The sequence below is a fragment of the Thalassospira sp. MIT121401 genome, from assembly GCF_047125595.1.
Lineage (GTDB): Bacteria > Pseudomonadota > Alphaproteobacteria > Rhodospirillales > Thalassospiraceae > Thalassospira > Thalassospira povalilytica.
Window position 1 is genome coordinate 4,125,899 of record NZ_CP138926.1, and the last position, 26,711, is coordinate 4,152,609.

22 protein-coding genes are annotated in these 26,711 nt (G+C 55.8%); 13 read left to right on the forward strand and 9 right to left on the reverse strand.

Features of this window, described 5'->3' with window-relative positions; all coding sequences use genetic code 11:
• Positions 1–3: 3 nt before the first annotated feature.
• The 11 genes from SIB88_RS18960 (at position 4) to SIB88_RS19010 (ending at position 13,028) form a co-directional block, all read left to right on the forward strand.
• Positions 4–2,172, forward strand: a complete 2,169-nt coding sequence (locus SIB88_RS18960) for a molybdopterin cofactor-binding domain-containing protein (RefSeq protein WP_412558797.1) — start codon at positions 4–6, stop codon at positions 2,170–2,172.
• 102 nt (positions 2,173–2,274) lie between these two features.
• Complete coding sequence (locus SIB88_RS18965) at positions 2,275–3,270, forward strand: XdhC family protein (RefSeq protein ID WP_412558798.1); 996 nt, start codon at positions 2,275–2,277, stop codon at positions 3,268–3,270.
• Between the two features lie 13 nt (positions 3,271–3,283).
• Entirely contained in the window at positions 3,284–3,928 is a 645-nt protein-coding gene (locus SIB88_RS18970) for an NTP transferase domain-containing protein (protein WP_412558799.1), read from the forward strand.
• Between the two features lie 56 nt (positions 3,929–3,984).
• The gene (locus SIB88_RS18975) at positions 3,985–4,665 is read left to right on the forward strand and encodes a response regulator transcription factor (protein WP_101247111.1); all 681 of its coding nucleotides are present in this window, start codon (positions 3,985–3,987) and stop codon (positions 4,663–4,665) included.
• A gap of 5 nt (positions 4,666–4,670) precedes the next feature.
• On the forward strand, positions 4,671–6,011 hold the full coding sequence (locus SIB88_RS18980; RefSeq protein ID WP_412558800.1) for a histidine kinase dimerization/phospho-acceptor domain-containing protein: 1,341 nt from the start codon (positions 4,671–4,673) through the stop codon (positions 6,009–6,011).
• Between the two features lie 75 nt (positions 6,012–6,086).
• Positions 6,087–6,995, forward strand: coding sequence for a LysR substrate-binding domain-containing protein (locus tag SIB88_RS18985; protein WP_412558801.1), 909 nt, complete (start codon positions 6,087–6,089; stop codon positions 6,993–6,995).
• Positions 6,996–7,422: 427 nt separating this feature from the next.
• A complete protein-coding gene (locus SIB88_RS18990; RefSeq protein ID WP_114113033.1) occupies positions 7,423–8,583 on the forward strand; it encodes an ABC transporter substrate-binding protein in 1,161 nt (386 codons plus the stop codon).
• 220 nt (positions 8,584–8,803) lie between these two features.
• The gene (locus tag SIB88_RS18995; protein ID WP_412558802.1) at positions 8,804–9,793 is read left to right on the forward strand and encodes an ABC transporter ATP-binding protein; all 990 of its coding nucleotides are present in this window, start codon (positions 8,804–8,806) and stop codon (positions 9,791–9,793) included.
• A complete protein-coding gene (locus SIB88_RS19000) occupies positions 9,790–10,761 on the forward strand; it encodes an ABC transporter permease (protein ID WP_412558803.1) in 972 nt (323 codons plus the stop codon). The genes SIB88_RS18995 and SIB88_RS19000 overlap by 4 nt, the downstream gene beginning before the upstream one ends.
• Positions 10,751–11,566: an ABC transporter permease gene (locus SIB88_RS19005; RefSeq protein ID WP_228194455.1), complete on the forward strand. Its 816-nt coding sequence runs from the start codon at positions 10,751–10,753 to the stop codon at positions 11,564–11,566. Before SIB88_RS19000 ends, SIB88_RS19005 begins: the two co-directional genes overlap by 11 nt.
• Before the next feature lie 34 nt (positions 11,567–11,600).
• Positions 11,601–13,028, forward strand: a complete 1,428-nt coding sequence (locus SIB88_RS19010; RefSeq protein ID WP_068516963.1) for a gamma-aminobutyraldehyde dehydrogenase — start codon at positions 11,601–11,603, stop codon at positions 13,026–13,028.
• Between the two features lie 64 nt (positions 13,029–13,092).
• On the opposite strand, the gene SIB88_RS19015 is transcribed toward SIB88_RS19010, so the two are convergent.
• The 4 genes from SIB88_RS19015 to SIB88_RS19030 form a co-directional block, all read right to left on the reverse strand.
• A complete protein-coding gene (locus tag SIB88_RS19015; protein ID WP_412558804.1) occupies positions 13,093–14,313 on the reverse strand; it encodes an amidohydrolase family protein in 1,221 nt (406 codons plus the stop codon).
• On the reverse strand, positions 14,306–16,870 hold the full coding sequence (locus SIB88_RS19020; RefSeq protein ID WP_412558805.1) for an ATP-binding cassette domain-containing protein: 2,565 nt from the start codon (positions 16,868–16,870) through the stop codon (positions 14,306–14,308). The genes SIB88_RS19015 and SIB88_RS19020 overlap by 8 nt, the downstream gene beginning before the upstream one ends.
• On the reverse strand, positions 16,870–17,745 hold the full coding sequence (locus tag SIB88_RS19025; RefSeq protein WP_250284957.1) for a branched-chain amino acid ABC transporter permease: 876 nt from the start codon (positions 17,743–17,745) through the stop codon (positions 16,870–16,872). Before SIB88_RS19025 ends, SIB88_RS19020 begins: the two co-directional genes overlap by 1 nt.
• Before the next feature lie 106 nt (positions 17,746–17,851).
• Positions 17,852–19,039, reverse strand: coding sequence for an ABC transporter substrate-binding protein (locus SIB88_RS19030; protein WP_170310213.1), 1,188 nt, complete (start codon positions 19,037–19,039; stop codon positions 17,852–17,854).
• Positions 19,040–19,320: 281 nt separating this feature from the next.
• Between SIB88_RS19030 and SIB88_RS19035 the strand changes: the two genes are divergently transcribed.
• Positions 19,321–19,746, forward strand: a complete 426-nt coding sequence (locus SIB88_RS19035; protein ID WP_068517020.1) for a nuclear transport factor 2 family protein — start codon at positions 19,321–19,323, stop codon at positions 19,744–19,746.
• Positions 19,747–19,854: 108 nt separating this feature from the next.
• Here the strand turns inward: SIB88_RS19035 and SIB88_RS19040 are convergent, their stop codons facing one another.
• Complete coding sequence (locus SIB88_RS19040; RefSeq protein WP_412558806.1) at positions 19,855–20,568, reverse strand: GntR family transcriptional regulator; 714 nt, start codon at positions 20,566–20,568, stop codon at positions 19,855–19,857.
• Positions 20,569–20,706: 138 nt separating this feature from the next.
• Here SIB88_RS19040 and SIB88_RS19045 point away from each other — a divergent pair, with 138 nt between their 5' ends.
• A complete protein-coding gene (locus tag SIB88_RS19045; RefSeq protein WP_412558807.1) occupies positions 20,707–22,299 on the forward strand; it encodes a gamma-glutamyltransferase family protein in 1,593 nt (530 codons plus the stop codon).
• A 34-nt stretch (positions 22,300–22,333) separates the two neighbouring features.
• On the opposite strand, the gene maiA is transcribed toward SIB88_RS19045, so the two are convergent.
• From maiA to hppD, 4 genes are all read right to left on the reverse strand, one after another.
• The gene (gene maiA, locus SIB88_RS19050; RefSeq protein ID WP_412558808.1) at positions 22,334–23,014 is read right to left on the reverse strand and encodes a maleylacetoacetate isomerase; all 681 of its coding nucleotides are present in this window, start codon (positions 23,012–23,014) and stop codon (positions 22,334–22,336) included.
• 9 nt (positions 23,015–23,023) lie between these two features.
• Complete coding sequence (locus tag SIB88_RS19055; RefSeq protein WP_412558809.1) at positions 23,024–24,043, reverse strand: fumarylacetoacetate hydrolase family protein; 1,020 nt, start codon at positions 24,041–24,043, stop codon at positions 23,024–23,026.
• Between the two features lie 15 nt (positions 24,044–24,058).
• Positions 24,059–25,429, reverse strand: coding sequence for a homogentisate 1,2-dioxygenase (gene hmgA, locus SIB88_RS19060; protein WP_412558810.1), 1,371 nt, complete (start codon positions 25,427–25,429; stop codon positions 24,059–24,061).
• A gap of 82 nt (positions 25,430–25,511) precedes the next feature.
• Positions 25,512–26,624: a 4-hydroxyphenylpyruvate dioxygenase gene (gene hppD, locus SIB88_RS19065; protein WP_412558811.1), complete on the reverse strand. Its 1,113-nt coding sequence runs from the start codon at positions 26,622–26,624 to the stop codon at positions 25,512–25,514.
• Between the last annotated feature and the right edge of the window lie 87 nt (positions 26,625–26,711).

The window sequence follows — 26,711 nt, forward strand, 5'->3', positions numbered from 1 at the left end:
GTCATGAACATCAATGTTTCACGTCGCGGTTTCCTTAAGGCATCTGCTGCGGGCACGACCGCCCTTCTGGTCGGGATCAATGCCAAGGGTGTTCTGGCCGCCGGTTCAACGGCGGCGGCGGCAACCGATCTGAACCCGTTTGTCAAAATCGATGCCGATGGCACCGTTACCGTCATCATCAAGCATTTTGAAATGGGCCAGGGCACGACAACCGGCCTGACCACACTGGTCGCCGAAGAACTCGATGCCAATTGGGATACGGTTGTTCCCGAATTCGCCCCGGCCGATGTTGAACGCTACAAGAACCTGTTCTTTGGTGCGCAGGGCACGGGTGGTTCCACCTCGATCGCCAACTCCTTCATGCAATATCGCGAAGCCGGTGCGGCTGCGCGTGATCTTCTGGTCCGTGCTGCCGCCCAAAGCTGGGGGGTGGATGCATCAACCATCACGGTTGAAAACGGCATGCTGTCATCGGGTGGAAAATCCGGTCATTTCGGCGAATTCGTTGCCATCGCCGCAACGCTTTCCCCTGTCGAAAAGCCCGCGGTCAAAACCCCCGATCAGTTCAAACTGATTGGCAGTGACAAACTGCACCGCAAGGACAATACCGGCAAAACCAATGGCACCGCGATGTTTGCCATGGATGTCAATCTGCCTGGCATGATCTATGCCGCCATCATCCGCAGCCCGAAATTCGGCGGCACGGTGGTGTCATTTGATGACAGTGCGGCCAAGGATGTCGGTGGTTTTATCGCTGCACAGGTTCTGCCCAACAAGGCCGGCGTGGTTGCCTTTGGCAAAAATACCTGGGCGGCGTTCCAGGCCCGTGATGCCCTGTCGGTTGATTGGGATTTCAGTGCGGCGGAAACGCGCAGTACCGATGCCATGATTGCCGATCATGTGGCATTGCTTGACGCCCCGCAATTTGATGCCAATCACGAAGTGCCGCTGGCCTCGGTTGCACCGATCCTTGAAGGGGCTACCAAAACGATTGATGCACAATTCACCTTCCCGTTCCTGGCCCATGCGCCGCTGGAACCGGAAAACTGCACGATTGAGCCGGTCGGTGATGGTGTACGCGTTCATGACGGCTGCCAGTTCCCGACCCTGACCCGTCCGATGGTCGCAGCAACCCTGGGCATTGATCCGTCCAAGGTCGAAATCAGAACATTGTATGCCGGTGGTTCGTTCGGGCGTCGTGCCAATGCGGCATCGGATTACAATGTCGAAGCCGCCATGGCCTTTGCCGTTTCCGGGCGCAAGGTCCCGGTCAAACTGGTCTGGAGCCGCGAAGACGATATCAAGGGTGGCTATTATCGCCCGATGTCGGCCCATCGTGCCAAAATCGGCCTTGATGCCGATGGCAAGATTGTCGGCTGGGATCATCGTCTGGCAACCAAGTCGATCGCCAAGGGTGGCCCGTTCGAAATGATGGTTCAGAACGGCGTTGACCCGACCTCGGTCGAAGGGGTCGCCGAAAGTCTTTATACCCTTCCCAATATGGGGATCGGTCTCAGTGACTTTACCACGGCGGTTCCGATCAACTGGTGGCGGTCAGTCGGCCATACCCATACCGGCTTTGTGATGGAAAGCCTGATGGATATGGTCGCGACCGAAACCGGTCAGGACCCGATTGACATGCGTCTTGCCATGCTCGATCCGTCCGGTGCCAATCAGGCCCGCATGATCGAGGCCATCAAACTGGTCCGCGAGATTTCCGGTTGGGAAAGAGGCGACAAGCGCGGCTTTGCGGCCCACTTCTCGTTCAATACCTGTGTCGCAGTGGTTGCCGATGTCACGGTCGAAGACACCACTGTTCACGTCAACAAGCTGTTCATGGCGGTCGAATGCGGGGTTGCCATCAATCCCGATGTCATCCGTGCCCAGATGGAAGGCGGGGCGGGCTATGCCCTTTCAGCCATCTTCCGCAACGAAGTCACCCTGACCGACGGCGAAGTCGATCAGTACAACTTCCCGGACTATGAATTGCTGCGCAATCCGGAAATGCCGGAAATCGAAGTCGCCATTGTTTCATCGAACAATGCACCAACCGGTGTTGGCGAACCGGGCGTTCCCCCGACCGGTCCGGCTGTTGCCAACGCCATCTTTGCCCAAACCGGCAAACGGATCCTTGATCTTCCCATGACCAAGGCCGGTTTCGATTTCGTCTAAGGTATCGTCGGCATTGCCGGCATCGCTGCCCGGGGGACCAAATTTCTTCCCCTTCCCCGGCTCTCCGGGCAACTCCCCTTTTATTGAAAGGGCGTGTGACTGATGAATAACCAACTTTCCGCCATGCTGTCGGCCTGGCAGGAAAACCGCAACAGCACCGAATGGGTGCTGGGCACGGTTTACCGCACCGAAGGATCGGCCTATCGCAAGGCCGGGGCCATGATGCTGATTAACGGGCACGGACAGCAGTTCGGCCTGCTGAGTGGCGGCTGTCTTGAGGCCGACATTATCCGCAATGCCCGCAAGGCCATGCTGACCGGTCGCCCGGTCATGCTGACCTATGACGGCAATGACGAAGACGACCTGTCCTTCAAGCTTGGTGTTGGATGTGGTGGCACGGTCCATATCATGCTGCAACCGGTCAGTGCCGAAAACGATCTTGGCCTGTCGGATTTGCACCGCGCCCTGACCCGACGCCAAAGCGGCCTTTATTTTCAGAAAATCAACGCGGTCGAAGGCTATTTCCAGACCGGTGAAATTCACGCCAACCCGCCCGCCCATATCGAAAATCGTATCGATGGCGACTGGCTGGTTACGCCGATTTCGCCCGAACCCCACATCCTTGTGGTGGGGGGCGGCATTGATGCCCGCCCGGTGATCGGGATTGCCCATACCATGGGCTGGAAAACCACACTGGTCGACCCGCGCCCCGCCAATGCGCGGCCCGAACATTTCCCGCAGGCCGATATGATCCTGCGCACTATTGACCAGGACCTTGCCGCCTATGTCCGCGATCAGCGGGTCGATGCCGTGATCCTGATGGCGCACAGTGTCAGCATTGATGCCAATGCGCTTGGCATTTTGTGCAACACCCCGATCCGGCATCTTTCGGCCCTTGGCCCGCGCCATCGTTTTGCCGATGTGCTTGAACGGGCCGGACTTGAACGCCGTGATCTGCGTTTTGACATTTCAAGCCCGGCGGGTCTGGATATTGGCGGGCAATTGCCCGAAAGCATCGCGCTTTCGATGTTGTCAGGCATCCATCATGCCCTGTTCAAACAGCGCGCCGCACCGGCCATGGCGCAGGCCGCGGAATAAGACTGATGCATTCATGACCCCGCAGACAAATCATCCCGTGCCCAAATGCGCTGCCCTTATTCTGGCTGCGGGTGAAAGTACGCGTTTTGGCGGCCGCAAACAGTTGGCCGACATCCATGGCGTTCCGATGATCCGCCACACGATTGATGCGCTTGCCAGTTTGCCCGGGCTTGATCGCTTTGTCGTGCTGGGTGCTTTTGCCGATGAAATTCGCCCGGTCATTGGTACCGATTGCCATATCGTTGACAATCCGGACTGGGCATCGGGGATGGGAAGCTCGATCGCTGCTGGTATTAAGGCCATTGCGAAAAACGGGGATTATGACGCCGTTCTGATCGCGCTATGTGATCAGGTCAGGCTAGGCCGTCGCGATTATCAAAAACTGATCGGATCCTTTGACGGCGAACACATCATTGCCACGCGCTATTCCGGTGGCTTTGGTGTTCCAGCACTGTTTCCGGTGCGTCTGTTTTCCGAACTTGCGATCCTGTCCGGGCCATCGGGGGCGCGCGCAATCCTGAACGGGGCGGATCATGACGTGATCGGTCTTGAACTTGAAGCCGCGCGTTTTGATATCGATACCCGTGACGATCTGAATGCCGTTCTGAGCATGCCCGCTGGCTCGGCCGTATCTGGCAAGCCGGGCTTTTCCGGCTGACCTGCGGGTGGAAATGCGACATGGTAACCCTGCGCGCTGTTAACGAGATGACGTGAATGAAAGCAACCGCCAACATCATGGTCCTTCTGGTCGAGGACAATATGGATATCGCCGCAACCGTCAGTGACTATCTGACAATTGAAGGGGTCGAATGCGACCATGCCTATGATGGCGAAACCGCGTTCAAAATGGCCCTGACCGGGGAATATGACGTTATCCTGCTTGATCTGATGTTGCCATTTCGCGACGGCATCAGCATTTGCAAGGCGCTGCGCGATGAAGGGATTGATACCCCGGTCTTGATGCTGACCGCGCGCGATACCCTTGATGACAAGATCGAAGGTTTCCATGCCGGTGCCGATGACTATCTGGTCAAACCGTTTGCGCTTGAAGAACTTTTGCTGCGGACCCGCGTTTTGTCACGCCGGCGCAGTGGGGAAGTAAAACGGTTCTCGCTTGGTGACCTTCGGATTGATTTTGAAAATCGTTCGGTCGTGCGGGCCGGGCAAAATATCAACGTATCGCCAACCGGTTGGACGATATTGGAAGTTCTTGCGCAAAACAGCCCGCGCGTTGTCACCCGCTCGCGCCTTTCAATGGCATTGTGGCAGGGCGATCCGCCTGATACCAATGCGCTGAAAACGCATCTTTACAAATTGCGCCATCGGATCGACAAACCGTTCGAGCAAAATCTTATTCACACCATTCCGGGCCAGGGCGTGGCCCTGCGCGAGTAACTGTTATGTCGTCACCCTGCTGTGCCCCCAAGACCCGCTCCTTTTCGCGCTTTGTGCGCAATTACGTGTTGCTGGGTCTGATCATCACGCTGGTTCTTTATACCGCCGTGCTTAATTTCTACATGCTCTATGGCAAGTGGATGGTCGCAGCCTTTCAGCTTCAGCTGATTGCCGAACAATATGACGATCAACTTCTTCGTGACCCGAATGCGCCCCTGCCCAAGGGGTTCAATATTGAATCCTTTGAAAATTTTGATCAGTTGCCCGCCGAATTGCGCGCCCATGTCACACCCGATGATCTGGAAACCGGCGAGCTTTTCTACATCAATACCGATCAATATACCGATCAGAAAACCCCGGAAAATCCGATCTTTCTGGTCTTTCCCCATCAGCTTGCCGATGGGCGCAACATCCTGATTTTGCAGACCTATCACGTTGGTGACGGTGATAGTGTGTTTTTCGAACGCCTGCATAATCTGGCGTGGCTGTCTGTTCCCTTTGCCCTGATCGTGATCTGCATCTTTGCGTGGTTCCTGTGGATCATTGGCAAACGCCTGACCAAACCGTCCGAAGATTTGCAAAGCTGGGCCAATAACCTGACCGCCGACAACCTTGGTGCGCCAATCCCCGACTTCGGGTTCGAGGAACTGAATGACGTTGCCCACGAACTGCATCGGTCCGTTGACCAGATCGACAAATTCGTTGCCCGCGAACGCGAATTCCTGCGTCAGGCCAGCCACGAATTGCGCACGCCTGTCACAATCGTTTCGGGCAATGTCGAATTGCTGGAAAAAAGCCCGCTGAACGCCACCCAGTCACGGGTGATGGCACGCATCAAACGCGCAAACCGCAACATGCAGCAATTGCTTGAAACGCTTTTGTGGCTGGGTCGGGAAAACGCGCCGCTGGGCGAAACCGAGCATATCCATTTCTCAAGCTTTATCGAACAGGAAATCAGCGATCTTTCCTACCTGACCGAGGGCAAACACGTCACATGCCACTTTGTCCCCGATAGCCGGGAAACCGAAATTGCGACATCACGTGCGGCCCTGATGATTGTGGTGTCCAACCTGATCCGCAATGCGTTTCAGCACACCCCAAAAGGCCAGGTCACCATCACCCTGACCGGCACCGAACTGACCGTTGAAAACACCATTTCGACCTGTAATGGCCAATGTACCACGCCGCAGGGCGAAGGCATCGGCTTGCAGCTTGTCCGGCGCATTTGCCAACGGCTGGACTGGCATTGCACATCGACGCATCTGCCCAATGGCGGCATGTCGGTCAGCTTCGACCCCGGTGCCAGAACACTGGTCAAACCGGCCCCCGAACTGGTGGAAAGCTAAGTCCATCTGCATTCCTTGTCACGGTATCGAAAAAACCGCGACAAGGTAACTGCCATCGCCTATCGTGATGGCATCATGGCATTTACCATTCGACAGCTTCAATATTTCGTCGCCGTTGCCGAACAGGGAACTGTATCGGGGGCGGCGCATATTCTGTCGATTTCGCAATCTGCCGTGACCGAGGCGATCAAGGAACTTGAAGCCGATCTTGGCGTCACCCTGTTTGACCGGCATTCGCGGGGCCTCAATATCACCCATAACGGTCACCAGTTCCTGCGCCATGCCACCACGATCCTGGCCAGCGTATCGGACGCCAAACAGGCATTCGAAGACACCGCCAAGGCCGAACAGGGCGAATTGCATCTGGGCGTGACGTCGCTTGTTGCCGGTTATGTTCTGTCTGACATTCTGGCCCGTTATCGCCGCGCCTATCCGCATGTGACGGTCAGTGCGATTGAAGATAACGGTGATTATCTGGAACATCTTCTGATTGGCGGGGAAATTGATGCCGCGGTCATGGTGATTTCCAACCTGCGCGATCGCCTTGCCCTGCAATCGGAAATTCTTGAAGTTTCCCCCTATCGCCTGTGGTTGCCACTTGGTCATCGGTTGGCCACCGCGCAAAGCATCACCCTTGATGATGTGACATCCGAACCCCTGATCATGTTGACCGTTGATGAAATCGAAGAAGCCACCGGCAAGCTTCTTGGTGCGCTGGGCACCCGTCCGCGGGTGGCGTTTCGCACCAGATCGGTCGAGGCAGTACGCAGTCTGGTCGCCACCGGGGCTGGATTGTCGTTGCTGCCCGATCTGGTTTATCGCCCCTGGTCGCTTGAAGGTGACCGGATTGAAAGCCGCGATGTATCGGGCACCCTTCCAATGGTTCAGGTCGGCGTGGTCTGGCGGAAAGGATCACCGCTTTCACAAGCCGCACGCGATTTCATCGGACTTACGCAGGCCCATCGTGCAACACGTTTGCGTTAAAGCATATTGCCTTAAATCTGATCCACTTTGCCGGAGGCATCATTTTGTCCGGCAAGGAAAGGTTTGCAGAGCGTAGCGGGGCTACGATCAAGAACCTTGACGCTGCGGGGCAAAACGATGTCCCGGCCCGAAGGGTTTGATTTTGGCGGCCTTTGGCGAAGTTACATCGCTTGAACGATGCGCCGCATCGTCCTGTGCGCTGTGCCTTGCCAAACGACACGCCAAAAACAAACAAAGTGAACCAGATTTAAGGCAATATGCTTTGGGCCCCCCAATCGCTTTGCCACCATACGCCACAGTATGATATCGGAAAAACCGATAACGCATTTCTGATAAATGAAATTGTGAATGCTCAGGATCGGCGTACCCTTGGCTGCGGGAAATAAAAGTCACACGAATTGACGCCCTGCAACTGGGAGACATCACAATGAAATCGTTACTGAAATCGGGCACGTCCGTCATGGTCGTGCTTGCCTTTGCGGCCAGCCAGGCCGCAGCCGCCGACATGATGACCGAACTTGGCACCCCCGAAGGCAACGTGAATATCGTTGCATGGCCGGGCTATATCGAACGCGGTGAAACCGATGCCAATTTTGACTGGGTGACATCGTTTGAAAAAGAAACCGGATGCAAGGTGAATGTCAAAACCGCCAACACATCCGATGAAATGGTCGCCCTGATGAACGAGGGCGGCTTTGATCTTGTCACCGCATCGGGCGATGCATCGCTTCGCATGATTGCCGGCAAACGCGTTCAGCCAATCAATACCGACCTTATTCCAAGCTGGAACACGGTTGATGACCGTCTGAAAAGTGCACCCTGGCACACGGTTGACGGCAAACATTACGGCACGCCCTATCAGTGGGGGCCGAACGTTTTGATGTATAATACCGAAGCCTTCAAGGAAGCGCCGAAAAGCTGGGATGTTGTTTTCAAGGAAATGACGCTGGCCGATGGCAAATCCAACAAGGGCCGCGTTCAGGCCTATGACGGCCCGATCCATATTGCCGATGCGGCGCAATATCTGATGGCGCATAACCCGGAACTCGGCATCAAAAGCCCCTATGAGCTCAATGCCGATCAATATGCCGCTGCCCTTGATCTTTTGCGCGGACAGCGCGAACTGGTTTCGCGGTACTGGCATGATGCCTTCATCCAGATGGATGATTTCAAAAACGAAGGCGTTGTGGCATCGGGTTCATGGCCGTTCCAGGTCAACCTTTTGAAATCCGAAGGCCTTCCGATTGCATCGACCATCCCCGAAGAAGGTGTGACCGGCTGGGCTGATACCACCATGCTTCATGCCGATGCCGAAAACCCGACCTGTGCCTATTTGTGGATGGAACATTCCCTGTCACCAAAAGTTCAGGGCGACCTTGCCGCATGGTTTGGCTCCAACCCGGCAGTTCCGGCTGCTTGTAAGGGCAATGCCCTTTTGGGTGACGAGGGTTGTGCAACCAACGGCTTTGATGATTTCGACCGCGTAAGCTTCTGGCAGACCCCGGTTTCGAAATGTGAAAGTCAGGGTGAATGCGTCCCCTATTACCGTTGGGTATCTGACTATATCGGTGTGATTGGCGGTCGCTAAGACCTCCTTGTGACCAGACATGGTAGGGCGTCAGGTGTCTCGTACACCCGGCATCTGATGCCTGCCTGCTGAAATGTGCAATCGCTGCCAATCCGGGGGGCTTGGCCGTGCGATGGGCATCAGCCACGGTCACACATCACCCGATTGGGCGCCACCCGCCACCTCCCTTGCGACCCGAAGCCCGCCCTGCGCGGGCGGGCTTCAAACAACTGGTTTACCAATGACGACTGCAGTTTCCTTTTCCAGAGTTTCACGCCATTTCGGCTCGGTTCGCGCCGTTGATGATGTGGATCTGTCAATCGCCGAGGGCGAATTTTTCGCTATGCTCGGCCCGTCAGGATCGGGCAAGACGACCTGCCTGCGCCTGATTGCCGGCTTTGAGCAACCGACAAGCGGCCATATCGAAATCTTCGGCACCAAGGTCGAAAACGTGCCGCCCTATCGGCGCAACGTGAATACCGTGTTTCAGGATTATGCCCTGTTCCCGCATATGAACATCATCGACAATGTGGCCTATGGCCTGATGATCCAGGGAATGGGCAAGGCCGAACGTCACAAGGCCGCCAACGAGGCCCTCGAACTTGTCGCCCTGCCCGGCTATGGCGACCGTCGCCCGGGGCAGCTTTCCGGTGGGCAGCGCCAGCGCGTTGCCCTTGCCCGTGCCTTGGTCAACAAACCCAGGGTCTTACTGCTGGATGAACCGCTGGGCGCGCTTGATCTGAAACTGCGTGAACAGATGCAGGACGAACTCAAAACCCTGCAACGCAAACTTGGCATCACGTTCGTCTTTGTCACCCATGATCAGGGCGAAGCCCTGTCGATGGCCGACCGGGTTGCTGTTTTCAATAACGGTAAAATCCAGCAGATCGGAAGTCCGCAGGATATCTATCAACGTCCGCAAAGCCGCTTTGTCGCCGATTTTGTCGGATCATCAAACGTACTTGAACCGGCCTTTGTCAAACAGCTGACCGGCAAGGCCGCCTATGCCAGCCTGCGCCCCGAAGCCATCCGCTTTGTTCAGTCTGATGGCCACGCAGCAACCGTGACCGGAAGCAGCTATTTGGGCGGCACCACCCGGGTCGGGTTGGCGCTTGGCGATATGCGGATCAATGCCCTGATCGCTGCCGATCAGGTCGTGCCGCAAAATGGCGCCGCTGTTCAAATCAGTTGGCAGGAAAGCGAATTGCATTTGATGGAGGATGCCCAATGACGGCCGCATCCCCCGTCACGGAATCCGCGCAAGGTACGGCCATTCTGCCCGGTCAGGGCGGATGGACCGGATCGCTGTCAGACCGGTTCTGGCGCAATCCCAAACTGCTTTTGATCCTGATGCTGACCCCGCCGGTTCTGTGGCTTGGCATCATCTATCTTGGATCGCTGTTTGCGTTGCTGGCGCAAAGCTTCTTTTCCATCGATGAATTTTCCGGGATGGTTCAGTACGAACTGACGCTTAAAACCTATGGCGAACTGTTCCGTCCGGCCAATCTTGATATCATCATCCGCACCGTTTCCATGGCGGCCATCGTTACGGTTGCCGCGGCCTGTGTGGCATTTCCGATTGCCTATTTCGCCGCGCGTTATGCGCGCGGAAAATGGAAGGCACTGTTTTACATCGGTGTGATGCTGCCGCTTTGGTCTAGTTATCTGGTCAAGGTCTATGCCTGGAAACTGATCCTTGCCAAGGAAGGCATCCTGACATGGATTTTTGCCAAGCTGCATCTGACCTGGCTTCTTGAAGCATGGCTGGCGATCCCGATCATTGGTGGCTATTCCCTGTCGGTCAGCTATACCGGGACCTTCCTTGTGTTCCTGTATGTCTGGTTGCCCTTCATGGTTCTGCCGGTTCAGGCCGCACTTGAACGGGTACCGGGAAGCTATATCGAGGCATCGGGTGATCTTGGTGCGACGCCGGGTCAGACATTCCGCCATGTGATTTTCCCGCTGGCCTTGCCCGGTATTGTCGCGGGGTCGATTTTTACCTTCTCGCTGACCCTTGGCGATTACATCATTCCGCAAATTGTCGGGTCATCGCGCCTGTTTATCGGTCAGGCCGTCTATGCCCAGCAAGGCACAGCAGGCAACATTCCGCTGGCCGCGGCCTTTACAGTCGTGCCGATTGTCATCATGGGCTTCTATCTTTGGGGTGCCAAACGCATGGGGGCTTTCGATGCGATCTGATGGAAAGCAACGCGCACCCTTTGCGCTTAAGGCAGCTGCCGGGCTTGGACTTGCCTTCATGCATCTGCCAATTGCCCTGATCTTTGTCTATGCCTTCACGACCGAGGATAAATCATATCAGTGGCCGCCCCCCGGTTTCACCCTGAAGTGGCTGGAAGTCACATGGAACCGCCCGGATGTCTGGGATGCCCTTAAACTGTCGCTTCAGGTCGCGACCATTTCGACCGTGATTGCCATGGTTTTGGGAACGCTTTGTGCTGCGGCGGTATCGCGGACCAAATTCTTTGGCCGGGAAACCATATCGCTTCTGGTGATCCTGCCGATTGCCTTGCCGGGCATCATCACCGGTATTGCGCTTCGATCCGCCTTCAGCATTGCTGACATCCCGTTCTCGATCTGGACGATCATTCTGGGTCACGCGACGTTCTGTGTTGTCGTTGTCTATAACAACGCCGTCGCACGGTTCCGGCGGACATCGGGATCACTTGTCGAAGCATCAATGGATCTGGGCGCCAACAGTTTCCAGACATTCCGCCATGTCATTCTGCCCAATATCGGCACGGCCCTTTTGGCGGGGGGGATGCTGGCCTTTGCCCTGTCCTTTGACGAGGTGATTGTCACGACCTTTACCGCCGGTCAGCAATCAACATTGCCGATCTGGATGCTCGAAGAACTTGTCCGACCGCGCCAGCGACCTGTCACCAACGTGGTGGCGATGGTTGTGGTTCTGGTCACGGTCCTGCCGATCCTTGCGGCCTATTACCTGACCCGTGATGGCGATCAGGTGGCCGGATCCGGGAAGTAACAACGTAATAACGATAGAAACGGGAGAGCTTATCATGGACACAAAGATGCTGATCGGCAGCAGCCTTGAAACGGGCGTCGAAGCCGAAGAAAACATCATCAATCCCAAAACCGGCGAAACCATCATGATGCTGCCCGAAGCATCGATGGAACAGATCGACCGGGCCGTAAATGCCGCCGAACATGCATTCCAGTCGTGGTCGCGCACCACACCGGCGGAGCGGTCGAATTACCTTCTGAAAATTGCCGACCGGATCGAGGCCGAGGCCGAAGAATTCGTCAAACTGGAATCGCTTAACTGTGGCAAACCGATCAATGCGGTACGCGATGACGAAATCCCCGCCATTGTCGATTGTTATCGTTTCTTTGCCGGTGCCGTGCGCTGCATGCAAGGGTCGCTTGCCGGTGAATATATGCCCGGCCATACATCAATGATCCGTCGCGATCCGATCGGGGTTGTGGGTTCCATCGCGCCGTGGAACTATCCGATGATGATGATGGCCTGGAAACTGGCCCCCGCCATTGCCGGGGGCAACACCGTTGTTTTCAAACCGTCTGAACAAACCCCGCTGACCGCCCTTAAGCTTGCGACCATTCTGGCCGATATCCTGCCCGAAGGCGTGGTCAACATCGTTCTGGGCCGTGGGGCCACGGTTGGCAATGCCCTGATCAACCACCCCAAGGTCGATATGGTTTCGATCACCGGCGATGTCGCGACCGGCAAAAAGGTCCTTCAGGCCGCCGCCAAATCGGTCAAGCGCACCCATCTTGAACTCGGTGGCAAGGCGCCGGTGATTGTATTTGATGACGCGGATGTCGATGCCGTCGTCGAAGGCCTTCGCGCCTTCAGCTACTATAACGCCGGGCAGGATTGCACAGCGGCATGTCGTATCTATGCCGGTCCGAAAATCCATGACAAGCTGGTGGCGGATCTTTCGTCGGCGGTTTCAAGCATTGCTTATGCCCGCCCCGATGATGCTGAAAACGAAATTGGCCCGCTGATTTCCGAACGTCAGCGCGACCGGGTGGCAAGCTTTGTCGCCCGCGCATCCGAACAGAAACACATCGAAATCACCACCGGTGGCAAACTGCATGACGGTCCGGGCTTCTTCTATCAGCCGACCGTGATTGCCGGTGCCCTGCAAAGTGACGAAATCGTCCGTCGCGAGGTCTTTGGCCCGGTGGCATCCATCACCCGCTTTACCGATGTTGACGAGGCCGTCGCATGGGCCAATGATTCCGATTACGGTCTGGCATCGTCAATCTGGACCAAGGATATCTCACGCGCCATGCAAACAAGTGCCCGTCTGCGGTATGGCTGTACCTGGATCAACACCCACTTCATGCTGGTCAATGAAATGCCCCATGGTGGTTTGAAACAGTCCGGCTATGGCAAGGACATGTCGCATTACGCACTCGAAGATTACACCGCTGCTCGTCACATCATGATCGCGCACGGTTAATCCAAAAAGCAATCATCAGACAAAAAGGGCAGCCGATCCGCTGCCCTTTTTTCATTTGTATGATTTATGGGTGAAACAGCCTTGCGGCGGGATGTTCGAACGTGACCCGCCCGTCTTTCATGCCCCACACGGGGCGGCTGATTTCGGAAACCACCTGTGCGCGGCTTTGGGCCGGTAGGATGATGAAGCTCGCAGCTTCGCCCACTGCAATCCGGCTGGATCGCCCCAGAAGTCTGGCCGGGGCATCGGCGATCATGGCAAAGCAGTTTTCAAGTTCGGCTTCTGTCGAAAGCTGACTTACATTGGCATAAAGGTTCGCCATCCGGGACAATGAACAATCCCCAAAGGGCGTAAACGGATTAAGCACATTGTTGGTCGCAATCGTGCAGCAAACCCCGTGCGCGGCAAGTTTATGCGCCGGGGCCACACCCCGCGGCACACTATGATCATGATCGCGCCCGGTCAGGAAAAGATCGGTTGCCGGAAGCACGGTCAATCCGATCCCGGCATCACGCATAATCGCAATCGTGTCTTCAAGTTGCGGTTTGGGCAGAACCGACAGCTTGGTGACATGGCCAATCATCACCCGGCCCTGCCAGCCAAAGGCAATGGATTGGCGGGCCACTTCATCAAGATGACGCCATGAACCGTCCAAATCAAAATCCAGATGGAAATCAAGATCGACATCATATTCCCGCGCCATTTCAAACAGGCGCAGGATCTGACCGTCGGGATCGGTATCCATATAGGGGCAGCCCCCCAAAAGATCCGCCCCGTTTTCAAGGGCCTCGCGCAGCAATTCCTCGGTCCCCGGATAATTCAGCAACCCTTCCTGCGGGAAGACGCAAATTTCGATATCCATCGCCCATGCGTAATCGGCCTTAAGCCGCTTGATGGCGTCAAAGCCCGCAAGCCCGATGCCCGGATCAATTTCCACATGGGTGCGAATGGCGTTGGTGCCCTGGGTGATTGCCTTTTCAATCACCTTGGCCCCGCGGGCATAGACGTCATCTTCGGTAAAGCCGCTTTTGGCATTGGCAACCGCACTGATCGCACCCGAAAGTGTCCCGGTTTCATTCTTGGCACGATCCAGAATGCAGGCCTTATCCAGATGCAGGTGGCTTTCAACAAAGCCCGCCGTCACCAATTGCCCGGCCGCATCAAAAACGGGCCCATCCCCGGTTATCGATTGACCGATTTCAACGATCCTGCCATTGGCGATCCCAAGATCAAGAAGGGTGTTTTCGCCATGCAGGCAGGCATTCTTTACCAGATAATCAAACATCTCCTACCGCCACCTTTTCTTGATTTTTATCGCCCTGTTCACTGCCGCCCAGATAGGCGGCAATCAGGCGTTCATCCTGACGCAAATCCGATGCGGGGCCCTCGGCAACCACCTGTCCCTGTTCCAGGACATAGGCATAATCCGCCACCGAAAGCGCCATGGTCGCCATCTGATCGACCAGAAGAATGGTCACGCCATCATCGCGAAGCTCGCCCAGAATGGCATAAAGTTCTTCGACCATCGCCGGTGCCAGACCAAGGGACGGTTCATCAAGCAAAAGCGCCTTTGGCTTGGCGACCAAGCCACGCGCAATCGCCATCATTTGCTGTTCACCACCGGACAGCAACCCTGCCGGGCTGTTGATGCGGTCACGCAACCGCGGGAAGCGTTTCAGGATGGTTTCAAGTTCCTCGGCACTGACCGGTTTGGGTTGCTTATAGGCCCCAAGTTCGATGTTTTCGCGCACTGTCAGTTCCGGGAAAACCTGACGCCCTTCGGGTACAAGGATCAATCCCTGTTCAACGATCTGATGCGGGGCAAGGGCATGGATATATTCGTTATTAAGAACAATCTGCCCCTTTACCGGGCGCAACAGTCCCGCAAGGGCGGTCAGGAAGGTCGACTTGCCTGCACCATTGGCGCCAAGCAGTGCGACCATCTCGCCCTGACGGACCTTGATATCAACTGATTGCAGAACCGGGGCCGCACCATATCCCGCGGTCAGGCGCAGGGTTTCAATCACCGGGGAGTCCCCGGCTTCGAACGGAATGGGTCGTGGGCGCGCCTTCATCTTTCCATCGCCAAGATAGGCCGCAATAACTTGCGGGTTGCTTTGCACCGCCTGCGGGCTTCCGAAAATGATCGGGGTTCCGGCATCCACCGCCAAAATCTGATCGGAAATGCCCATGACCATTTCCATGTCATGTTCGACCAGAACAACCGCGATCCCGGCATCGGCCAGTTGGCGCAACAGTTTGGAAAGTGCCACCTTATCGGCATGCATCAATCCGGCAGCCGGTTCATCAAGCAGAAGAACACCGGGCCTGGTCGCAAGTGACCGGGCAATTTCGACAAGACGGCGATCCACATGCGGCAAATCACCCGCACGGGCATCGATATCGCCCTGATAGCCGCAAAATGCCAAAAGTCCGGCGGCATGGTTGCGGTTGTCATCTGATGCAATCGCCTTGAACGGCTCGCCAAAACGACCAACCGGAAGACCGGCAATGACGTTATCGACCACCGACATATTTTCAAAAAGCCGGGTTGCCTGATAGGTGCGCGCAATCCCGTTGCGAGCGGCAAAGTCGGTCGGTTTTCCGGCAATGTCCTGATCACCGATACCCACCGCACCCTCGGTCGGTTTGTAAAACCCGCTGATGATGTTCAAAAGCGTGGTCTTGCCTGCCCCGTTCGGACCAATGATCGACGTCACCTGTCCCGGCTTGGCGGTGAAGGATACGGAATTGACCGCCTTCACCCCGCCAAAGGCAATCGAGATATCATCAACCACCAGACCGTCAGACTTGGCGTAGGCTTTAAGCCCTGCCTCGATCTCGACCGCCGGGGTGGCATTGACCGTGCGTTTTTTAAGCGGGATGAACCGTTCGATCACACCGACAATACCGCGCGGCGCGATCAACAGAACGACGATCAGAAGTGCGCCAAAAATCAGCAAACGATATTCGGCAAAATCGGCCAGCATTTCGGGCAGCATCACCGAAACCGTGGCGCCGACCAGCGGCCCCAAAACCGTGCCTGCCCCACCCAGAATGACCGCAAACAGATACAGGATCGATTGACTAAGCGGGAAGTTGCTGGGTGCAATAAACATCATAAGCGGCGCAAACAGCGCCCCGGCAAGACCCGCCATCGCCGCCGCAATGGCAAAGCCGGTCGCCTTGACGACAAAGGCATTATAGCCCAGCGAACTGGCCGCAATTTCGGCATCGCGCATCGATGTCATCGCCATGCCCCAGCCACTTGTCGCCAGACGACGGAATGCCAGCAACGCAACCCCGCCCAGAATAACGCACAGCATCACCAGATCGGTTTCACTGAGCATATAGCCAAACAGTTCGGGCATCGGGAAGCCCATCAAACCGTTCTGCCCGCCGGTCAGGGCACGCCATTCAATCGCGCCATGTTCGACAATAAAGGCAAAGGCAATAGTCACCATGGCAAGGAACGGACCCGCCATCCGCACAGCCGAAAGGGCCAGCAAACACCCGGCAAACCCGGCAATCACCGATGACGCCACCAGCGACAGCCAGAAATTCAAGCCCGCGAGCGTCAGGATCGCACTGGCATAGGCACCAATCGCAAAGAACCCGACCTGCCCCAGTGACACCAGACCCGTCAAACCATAAAGAACGTTCAGCCCCACACACAAAATCGTGGTGATCGCGACAAGGCCAATGATGAACTGCGTATAGCCGCCGGTGATTGAAACACCGATCAACCCGCCAAGCACGGCAAGGATGATCGCAGCGTCAAGAGCAACAGGCTTGTTCAGTTTGGGCATCGGGTTTTTAAGTTGAAACTTCGTTTTCATCATCAGACCTTCTTGATCGCTGCACGACCAAACAGGCCGCTTGGTTTGATGGTCAGGACCGCAATCACAAGTGCGAACACGACGATGAAGGTATAGGACGATCCGAGATAGGTGGTCACAGCGGCCTCGACCAGACCATAGATAAAGCCTGCCAGCATCACGCTATAAGCCGAAGTCATGCCGCCCAGAATGGCGACGGCAAATGCCTTGAGACCAAAAAGCGTGCCCATGTCCGAATGCACCGAAAACAGCGGCGCAATCAACAGCCCGGCACAGCCAGCAAGCATTGATGAAATGGCAAAGGAACCGGTGACCATCACGGTTGTGTTGATCCCCATCAGCTTTGCCGCCTGAAGGTTTTGCACCACCGCCAAAAGCGCGCGGCCCTGCCGGGTATGGCGGAACAGGGCATGAAGGGCCAAGGCCACACCGATGGCCGCAATCGGGATCAGTATTTGTTGCGGATAAACGCCCGTCCCAAAGATATTCCAGGTTTCACCAACAAGGGCGGACGGCAACGTGCGCGGTTCATTGCCAAAGGTAAAAAGCACCGCGTTATCAAGTAAGATACCGCCGGCAACCGTCGCCATCAGCCAGGCTTCGGAATTGCGAATGGCAAAGGGACGGACAAGGAAAAACTCGACCAGAATACCGCCAAGCCCGCAGCACAGAATGGCAAGCGGGTAACCGACAATGACAGGCAAGCCATATTGTTCACAAAAAACAAAGCCCAATACCGCACCCAGCATCACCATCGATCCTTGGGCGAAATTGACCTTTGAGGACACCGAATAGGTGATCTGAAAACCAAGTGCGATCAGTCCGTACATACTGCCCAGACCGATCCCGGTAATCAGGGCTGCGATTAATAATGTCATTGCCAGTCGCCTGTTATGTCGCGCACCAGAAGTGCATCATTCAAAAAAGGAATAAAGCCCTGTGCGATGCAGGGTGGGTCCGCCGCGCACAGGGGTAAAAAGCGGCTTATTTAATCGGAATGATTTCGCCTTCGACGAAATGCGCGAAGGTGTAATCTTCCGGACCAAGCGCGTCCTGATCATCCGGGGTGAACGGCTTGTCATAGGTTTTGATCATGCCTTCGACGCCCGAAATCTCGTACATCGCTTCGCGGATGGCCGGACCGTCGGTCGAACCGGCCTTTTCGATGGCCGCTGCGATCAGAAGGGTCGCGTCATAGGCATTGGCAATACCGGTCGCCGGGGTCACATCGGCAAGGGTTTTGATTTCCGGGAATTTTTCCTGAAGCTTGACGAACATCGGGCTGGTTGCATCGGTAAACAGATAGGTCTGGATGAAATGGACCTTCTCGCCGGATTTGCCTGCCAGTTCGGTAAAGCGACCGCCAGCCGGGCCCCAATGCGAGGAAATCGGCACATCCCAACCCATACGATCAAGCGACTTGATCACCTGTGCGGTCGGGGCAACGTTGGCAACCACGAACAGGGAGTCAGCACCATTCTCCTTAAGACGGGTCAGCTGCGGGACAACATCGACGTCATTTGATTCAAACTTTTCGATCCCGGCATGGGTCATGCCGCGTTTTTCCAGCGCCTTGAGCAAGCCCTTCTCGTTGGACTCCCCCCACGGGTTGTTGATCAGGATCATGCCCGGCTTTTTGGCACCGTAATTTGCAATCAGATATTCGGTGATTGCTTCGTCGACATATTCATCAACGGCGGAAACGCGGAACACATAGTTTTCTTCAGCACCGTTTTTGGTGATGCCGGTACCAGCAGCCCAAGGGCCGATGAACGGAATTTTCTGCTGATTGGCATACGGGACAATGGCAAAGGATACCGGCGTATCAAGACCGCCAATGATCGCAGCAACGCCTTCGCGCTGTGCCAGTTCACGGGCCGCGACCAGACCTTTGCCCGGGTTGCTTTCATCGTCGCGCGATACAAGTTCAAGCGGCTTGCCAAGAACGCCGCCCTCGGCATTGATCTTGTCAATCGCAAGGGTAATGCCGCGCGTGATTGCTTCGCCGGATTTGGCCGACTGGCCACTCAGCGCAGCAACAAGGCCAAGCTTCACGGTGTCTTCGGCACGGGCGTTATGGATGGGCAAGGTGGCAGCGAACATCATCGCAGCAGCGGCCCCCAAAAGGGCGGCACGGCGCGTCAGTTTCGGAATAGGCGAAGAAATAGGCATGTGAGACTCCCTGATTATGTGACTTTCGTATTCCGGTCGCATTCGGTCGTCGCAGTTTCACGATACGCGCCGAACAACCACCGCACTGCAGCAAGGCCCGTGCCAAGAATAAGAATTGATAAATTTCAGATACTTACGAAAATTCAGGTCAATTAACGAAACGCATTTGCCTCATGTATACGCAAATTGCATGCAATTATTGCATAAAATTAGTGCATGCAAATTTTCTGCCTGCGTATTATGCTGATCACAGATCAATTGCAGTGAATGAGGAATTCCAGATGACCGATCAGACTGCGGTAAATGTGCTTGATACACTGCCGCCCGAAGCCCGGACCGTGCGCGATTTTCTTGATGCATCCATGAAGCCCGACCCCGAACTGGCGGCGACTTTCATGTCTGATGATGTTGTCATCACCTTTACCGATGGTCAGAAATACGACCATCCGTCGGGCACCACGGCCTTTAACGCTGCGCGCTATAAATGGGTGAAAAAGAAGTTCGGTCAGTTTGATGTCGCCAATACCAACGGCCAGACCGTGGTTTACAGCACCGGCTGGCTTTATGGCGAATGGCCGGACGGAACGCCGTTTGAAGGCAATCGTTATGTCGACCGTTTCGTGATTGAAAACGGCAAGATCGTCAAAATGGATGTCTGGAATGAAAGTGCCGAACGCATTCTGGTGCGCAAAGGCATCAAGGCCTGATCCCCGATGCATATCCGACGATGCGGCGTATCGATCCATGATCACGTTTGCGGAACTGACCGCCTGCTTTTGCGGGCGGGCGGTTTTGTCCGCGCACGTACTGTTGCATTAGGCCCCGCCGTCACGCACCCTTTTGGCATAGGGTTCAAGCGCATCCAGATACAAAAGCGGCCCGCCTTCCTCGGTCGTGAACAATGCGCGGTCGGCCACGGCGGTCAGGTGATGCCGCATCAATTTGCGCGCGGTTTCCTCATCCCCGGTTTTCAGGGCTTCGATGATTTGCCTATGTTCCTGAATGCCACAATCGGTCGAATGCGGCCTTGCATACAGCGACAGCGTCAAACCGCAGCGATATCCGATTTCCTCGACATAGCGCAGCAAAACCGGGCTTCCCGAAAGCTTGGCCAGCAGGATATGGAACTCGGTCGCCAGCCGGATCGAAATCGGCTCGGACGCATGTTCGGCTGCGACTTCCTTGGCCAGATGGGCTTCGAGTTCGGCCAGAAGTTCCGGGCTCATATTCTTGATCACCCGGCTGATCACAAGGTCTTCGATCTGGGTGCGCAATTCAAACAGATCGCGCGCTTCTTCAAGGCTGGGTTTGGCGACCATCGCACCCTTGTTGCGGCGAAGTTCAACCAGACCTTCGGCGGCAAGTCGTTCAAGGGATTGACGAATAAGGGTACGGCTGACGCCGAAACGTTCACCAAGGGAATCCTCGGGCAATTTCATGCCGGGCATCAAAACGCGTTCCAGGATTGCCGAACGCAATGCCGAACTGATCATGTCCGTGCGGTGTTTAACCTTGTCAGATGCCTTCATGCCTGCCCGCCACGTTTCCCGATGCATACAATAAACTGTTTGCGTTTGTATAATTGATTGCATGCAATTTCGCCACAGCTGATCCGACCTTTGCCAGATCCCGCCCCATCATTTGAAATCGCAGAAAGAAATCCGACCATGCCCGATCCCGCATCCATCCACCGCCATCGCGCCATGATCACAAGCCCCAGCACCGCCGCCAGCGAGGCCGGCGCGCAAGTCCTGCGTGATGGCGGCACCGCGATCGAGGCCGTGGTCGCAACAGCGGCAATGTTAGCGGTAACATACCCGCATTTCTGCGGCATTGGCGGGGATGCGGTCTGGATGGTGTCGGATGCATCGGGGAAGGTCCAATCCTTTATGGGCATTGGGCAGGCCGTTCAAAATCCGGGCAGCTTTGCCGATGCGGGCAAACCGATCCCTCTGCGCGGTGCGGGTTCAACCCTGACCACCGCCTGCACGGTTGATTCCTGGCAGCATGCGCTGGATCATTCGGCACGTCACTGGGACGGCAAAAAGACGCTTTCCGATCTGATTGCACCCGCCATTGATCTTGCCGAAAACGGCTTCCCGATCAGTGCATCACAATGCTTCTGGCTTGATTTCCGCAAAGATGACATCGCGAACTGGCCGGGCTTTATCGATATCTTTGCCCCCAACGGCAAAATGCCGGTAGCGGGCGAGATGTTTTATCAGCCGCAACTCGCTGAAAGCCTGAAACTGATCGCGCAAAACGGCGCGCGCGATTTTTACGAAGGCACCCTGTCGGATCGCATCGTTGCCGGGCTTTCAGCGGTCGGTTCACCAATCACCAAGGCGGATCTTGCCAACACCCGCACCCGGACGGTTGATGCGGTATCCCTTGAATATGGTGATGTCACCCTGTTTGCCCCGCCTGCCCCGACACAGGGTCTGGCAACGCTGATGACCATGGGGGTTTTGGGCGAACTCGGCCCCAAAAACTGGGCCGAAGGCAATAGCGATCATTTCCATCTGGTGGTTGAGGCCATCAAGCAGGCATTTCTCGAACGCGATCAGATCGGTGATCCCGATTTCGCCCAAACCGACTTTACCGCAATGCTTGATCCCGCAAATCTGGCACGCGCAGCCAGGTCTGTTTCGACTGAAACCGCCTTGGACTGGCCCCATCCGTTCCGACATGGCGATACGGTTTTCCTTGCCGCCAGGGACGCGCAGGGCAATTGCGCCAGTGTTCTGCAAAGTACGTATTTCGATTGGGGCAGCGGGGTGGTTGCCGGTGATACCGGCATCGTCTGGCAGAACCGGGGGGCGGCATTTACCACCAATCCGGACCACCCGAACTGCTTCAAACCCGGCAAACGCCCGTTCTATACGCTTAATCCCGGTTTGGCCCTTAGGAACGGCAAACCGCATCTGCTGTATGGGACCCAGGGGGCGGATGGGCAGCCGCAAACATTGGCGATGTTGCTGACCCGTGTTCTTGATTTCGGCCTGTCACCAGCCGACGCCCTTGCCAAGCCACGCTTCCTGTTGGGCAAGACATTTTCCGACAGCAATGACAGCCTGAAACTTGAAGTCGATGCCGGCGATGACGTGTTTGATACACTTTCTAAGCGTGGTCACATCCTGCGCGCGATTGAAGCCCAAAGCGCGCTTGCCGGTCAGGCCGGGATCATTCGCATTGACGATGACGGCTTTGTTGACGGTGCGCATGATCCGCGAAGCGACGGCATGGCAATCGGGGTTTAAGCCCAGAACCGACAGGATTTAAGCACCCGCGTCATTAGCGCGGGCACCTGTCAGGATGGGCATTGGCAAAGGCGTCTATGGCGAGACAGCTTTGTTCGATCGCCCTGATCCGCGGAAAGTGAGAAAGGCTCACATTCCAGCGGCGCGCGTTGTAAAGCTGCGGGATCAGGCAGATATCGGCCATGGACGGGCGATTGCCATGGCAAAATTTTCCACCGTTCGTCTTGTTGCCATCGCCGCCTTCATTCGTGCGCGTCGCCAGCATGGCCTCGAACGCGGCCAGGCCACTGCCGATATATTTCTCCATCCAGTTATGCCGGAACGTATCGGCGTCTTCGCCACTGGCGGATGCCAAATCCATGACATGACGCACCACACCCAGATTGCAGATGGGATGAATATCCATGGCAATAACATGTGTCAGGGCTCGCACGCGTTGCCGGGCAAGGGTTTCGGATGGAAGCAATCCCTGCCCGGGCCTTGTTTCATCAAGATATTCGATGATTGATACCGATTGGGTCATCATGATCCCGTCAATCTCAAGGGCTGGCACCAGCCCCTGGGGATTGCGTTTGAGATAGTCCGGGACCTTGTGAATCCCGGCCAGAAGATCAATCGGCACCGTCCGATAGGGAATATTCATCAGCCCCAACGCAATCCGCACCCGGTAACTTGCCGATGATCGCCAGTAATCATACAGGACGACTTCGCCCATATTCGGTCCTTATGGCTTGTATTGACGAACGGCCTGATCAATCGCACCAAAGACTGACCGGCCATGATCATCAAGCATTTCAATTTTGACCCGGTCGCCAAATTGCAGGAACGGGGTTATCGCCGCACCGGTTTCAATCGTTTCGATCATGCGGATTTCAGCAATACAGGAATACCCAGCCCCGCCTTGATCAACCGGCTTGCCTGGTCCGCCATCAAGTTTGTTTGATACCGTCCCCGACCCGATAACAGTGCCTGCCGCCAGCGGGCGTGTGCGTGCAGCATGGGCAATAAGCTGGGCAAAATCAAATGTCATGTCGATTCCGGCATTTGCCCGTCCAAACGGCTTGCCATTCAGATCAACATGAAGCGGCAGATGAAGCTTCGCCCCATCCCAGGCATCACCGAGTTCATCTGGCGTTACCGCAACCGGCGAAAATGCCGAAGACGGTTTGGACTGGAAAAACCCGAACCCCTTGGCCAGTTCGCCGGGAATAAGACCGCGCAGCGATACGTCATTGACCAGCATGATCAGCCGAATGGCAGAACGGGACTGATCAAGGCTAGCACCCATCGGAACGTCATCGGTGATGACCGCAATCTCGCCTTCCATATCGATGCCCCAGGCGGTATCGGCCATCAGGATATCATCACGCGGCCCAAGGAAACTGTCAGAGCCGCCCTGATACATCAGCGGATCGGTCCAGAAGCTTTGCGGCATTTCGGCCCCGCGGGCCTTGCGCACCAGTTCCACGTGATTGACATAGGCCGACCCATCCGCCCACTGATAAGCGCGCGGCAATGGGGAATGAAGGTTTGCCATATCAAGCGTCACGCGCCTGGCAATCGTGGAACCGGCTTCGATTTCATCGGACAGTTCGCGCAAACGCGGTGCGATCACCGACCAGTTATCAAGGGCGGCCTGAAGGGTTGGCGCGATCGCGCTGGCATCGACATAGGATTCCAGATCACGGGTTACCAGAACCAACTGACCATCACGAGTGCCGTTTTTAAGGGATGCAAGTTTCATCTTATCGTTTTGCCTTTATTTCCGGCCTTCGGGGGTGCCATCAAATTTGCGTTCAAGCCCGGACCAGCAATCAAGATAATCATCCTGAAGGGTTTCAAGTTCGGCGGCGAATTTGGTCAATTGCTGCGGAAAGCGGGTTTCGAACATAAACGCCATGGTGCCATCAAGCTTCTGCGGGCCGAGTTCGGCATTTGATGCCTTGTCAAAGCCGAATGCATCGGGGCCATGGGCCAGCATCATGTTGTGCAAACTCATGCCGCCCGGAACAAATCCCTTTTCCTTGGCATCATATTGCCCGCAAATCAGGCCCATGAATTCCGACATGATGTTGCGGTGATACCATGGCGGGCGGAATGTATGTTCGGCCACCATCCAGCGTGGCGGGAAAATCACGAAATCGACATTTGCCGTGCCTTCCTCCCCCGAAGGTGCGGTCAGAACCGTAAAGATCGACGGATCGGGATGATCAAACAGGATCGCGCCAACCGGCGAGAATGTCCGAAGATCATATTTGAACGGTGTGTAATTGCCGTGCCATGCGACCACGTCGAGTGGTGAATGACCAATCGACGTTTCGTGAAACTGCCCACACCATTTTACCCTTACCCGACACGGGGTTTCCTTATCCTCATAGGCGGCAACGGGTGTTTTGAAATCACGCGGATTGGCCAAACAGTTCGCCCCGATCGGCCCACGGTCTGGCAGCGTGAATTTCGCACCATAATTTTCACAGACATAGCCGCGCGCCCCGCCATCAATCCCGGCGTCAAGGATGCTGACCTTGAACATCATGCCGCGCGGGATCAGGGCGATCTCAAGCGGGCCTACATCCATGATGCCAAGTTCGGTAAATATCCGAAGCGTGCCGGATTCCGGCACGATCAGAAGTTCACCATCGGCATCAAAGAAATAGTCATCGACCATATCGGCATTGCAAACATAGACATGGCTTGCCATGCCCGATTGCGACATCGCATCGCCCGCCGTCGTGATGGTGCGCATGCCCGAAATGAAATCGGTTGCGTCTTTTGGCATCGGCACCGGATCCCAGCGCAATTGACCAAGGGCAAGACTGTGATCATTCAGGCACGGGGCGGTTTTCCAATGCGGGTGATCAAGGACGGTAAAGCGGCCATTATGTTTGACACTGGGCCGGATGCGATACAGCCAGGACCGTTCATTGGTGCCGCGCGGCGCGGTAAAGGGCGAACCGGAAAGCTGTTCGGCATAAAGCCCATAGGCGCATTTTTGCGGGCTGTTTTGCCCTTGTGGCAGGGCGTCGGGCAGGCTTTCGGTTTCGAAATCATTGCCGAAACCGGGCATATATTTCAGATCGGTTTGATCCACGGCCGGATTGGCCGGATCACGGGTCGGTTTATCAAGCATGGCGGTCAATCCAACTGCGATAACAACAAACCGTCAGGGCCGCGTAACACACGACCCTGAACTGGATATGGGGTTGGCGGACCTATTCCGCAGCATCAACTTTCAAAACGCCACGGCGGATCTGGTCTTCTTCGATGCTTTCAAACAGGGCGCGGAAATTGCCCTCGCCAAAGCCTTCGTCGCCTTTGCGCTGGATAAATTCAAAGAAGATCGGTCCGATCACGGTTTTTGAGAAAATCTGAAGCAGGATCTTGGTCATGCCACCATCGACGACCCCTTCGCCGTCGATCAGGATGCCATGCTTTTTCATCCGTTCGATCGGCTCGTCATGCCCATTCACACGGTCATGGGATTTCTCGTAATAGGTTTCCGGCGGACCGGGCATGAATTTCAGATCATTGGCCGCAAGCTTGTCGGTGGCGTCATAGATACCATCCGTACCGACTGCGATATGCTGAATGCCTTCGCCTTTGTATTTGCGAAGATATTCTTCGATCTGGCTTTTATCGTCAGTCGATTCATTCAGCGGAATGCGGATTTTGCCGCAGGGTGATGTGATCGCACGGCTGACCAGGCCGGTGATTTTACCGGCAATGTCAAAGAAGTGGATTTGCTTGAACCCGAACAGATCGCGATAGAAATCCCACCATTTATCCATATTGCCGCGATAGACGTTGTGGGTCAGATGGTCGAGATAATAGAAACCGACACCTTCGGGCTTGGGATCGCGTTCGCCCAGCCAGTCAAATTCCGCGTCATAGGCCGATCCGGTATCGCCATATTTATCGACGAAATACAAAAGCGATCCGCCAATCCCGACAATCGCCGGGACATCAATGGTCTTGTCATCGCCCAGATACGGTTCCGCCCCCTTGGACACCGCGTGATCAAAGGCATGTTTGGCATCAACCACACGCCATGCCATCGACGGTGCGCAGGGGCCGTGTTTTTCAACGAACTTCATCCCATGCGAGCCTGGTTCGGCATTAAGGATGTAGTTGATATCGCCCTGACGCCAGACGGTGATGTTTTTGGTCTTGTGCTTGGCCACCGGGCTATAGCCCATGCGGGCAAACAGGGTTTCGAGTTTTTCGGCATCCTCATGGGCGAATTCGACAAATTCGAACCCGTCGGTTCCGGCAGGGTTATCATCACTGATGGTGGCACGGGGGGCATCATGCGGGAACGGACCCATCGGAAGTCTCCTTTGATTGAAACATTCGAATTTCTGGAACTGTTCGAATTCTTGTTATGTCCCAATCGTGCGCCAAACCGCATGCAA

Excerpts from the sequence above, each read along its gene's own strand:
- SIB88_RS19035 (WP_068517020.1), top strand. The coding sequence starts at position 19,321 with ATGACCGATCAGACTGCGGTAAATGTGCTTGATACACTGCCGCCCGAA.
- SIB88_RS19055 (WP_412558809.1), bottom strand. The coding sequence starts at position 24,043 with ATGAAACTTGCATCCCTTAAAAACGGCACTCGTGATGGTCAGTTGGTT.
- SIB88_RS19005 (WP_228194455.1), top strand. The coding sequence starts at position 10,751 with ATGCGATCTGATGGAAAGCAACGCGCACCCTTTGCGCTTAAGGCAGCT.
- SIB88_RS19000 (WP_412558803.1), top strand. The coding sequence starts at position 9,790 with ATGACGGCCGCATCCCCCGTCACGGAATCCGCGCAAGGTACGGCCATT.
- SIB88_RS18980 (WP_412558800.1), top strand. The coding sequence starts at position 4,671 with ATGTCGTCACCCTGCTGTGCCCCCAAGACCCGCTCCTTTTCGCGCTTT.
- SIB88_RS18985 (WP_412558801.1), top strand. The coding sequence starts at position 6,087 with ATGGCATTTACCATTCGACAGCTTCAATATTTCGTCGCCGTTGCCGAA.
- SIB88_RS19015 (WP_412558804.1), bottom strand. The coding sequence starts at position 14,313 with ATGTTTGATTATCTGGTAAAGAATGCCTGCCTGCATGGCGAAAACACC.
- SIB88_RS19025 (WP_250284957.1), bottom strand. The coding sequence starts at position 17,745 with ATGACATTATTAATCGCAGCCCTGATTACCGGGATCGGTCTGGGCAGT.
- SIB88_RS19010 (WP_068516963.1), top strand. The coding sequence starts at position 11,601 with ATGGACACAAAGATGCTGATCGGCAGCAGCCTTGAAACGGGCGTCGAA.
- hppD (WP_412558811.1), bottom strand. The coding sequence starts at position 26,624 with ATGGGTCCGTTCCCGCATGATGCCCCCCGTGCCACCATCAGTGATGAT.
- hmgA (WP_412558810.1), bottom strand. The coding sequence starts at position 25,429 with ATGCTTGATAAACCGACCCGTGATCCGGCCAATCCGGCCGTGGATCAA.
- SIB88_RS18965 (WP_412558798.1), top strand. The coding sequence starts at position 2,275 with ATGAATAACCAACTTTCCGCCATGCTGTCGGCCTGGCAGGAAAACCGC.
- SIB88_RS18990 (WP_114113033.1), top strand. The coding sequence starts at position 7,423 with ATGAAATCGTTACTGAAATCGGGCACGTCCGTCATGGTCGTGCTTGCC.
- SIB88_RS19020 (WP_412558805.1), bottom strand. The coding sequence starts at position 16,870 with ATGATGAAAACGAAGTTTCAACTTAAAAACCCGATGCCCAAACTGAAC.
- SIB88_RS19030 (WP_170310213.1), bottom strand. The coding sequence starts at position 19,039 with ATGCCTATTTCTTCGCCTATTCCGAAACTGACGCGCCGTGCCGCCCTT.
- SIB88_RS19040 (WP_412558806.1), bottom strand. The coding sequence starts at position 20,568 with ATGAAGGCATCTGACAAGGTTAAACACCGCACGGACATGATCAGTTCG.
- SIB88_RS19045 (WP_412558807.1), top strand. The coding sequence starts at position 20,707 with ATGCCCGATCCCGCATCCATCCACCGCCATCGCGCCATGATCACAAGC.
- SIB88_RS18960 (WP_412558797.1), top strand. The coding sequence starts at position 4 with ATGAACATCAATGTTTCACGTCGCGGTTTCCTTAAGGCATCTGCTGCG.
- SIB88_RS18970 (WP_412558799.1), top strand. The coding sequence starts at position 3,284 with ATGACCCCGCAGACAAATCATCCCGTGCCCAAATGCGCTGCCCTTATT.
- maiA (WP_412558808.1), bottom strand. The coding sequence starts at position 23,014 with ATGGGCGAAGTCGTCCTGTATGATTACTGGCGATCATCGGCAAGTTAC.
- SIB88_RS18975 (WP_101247111.1), top strand. The coding sequence starts at position 3,985 with ATGAAAGCAACCGCCAACATCATGGTCCTTCTGGTCGAGGACAATATG.
- SIB88_RS18995 (WP_412558802.1), top strand. The coding sequence starts at position 8,804 with ATGACGACTGCAGTTTCCTTTTCCAGAGTTTCACGCCATTTCGGCTCG.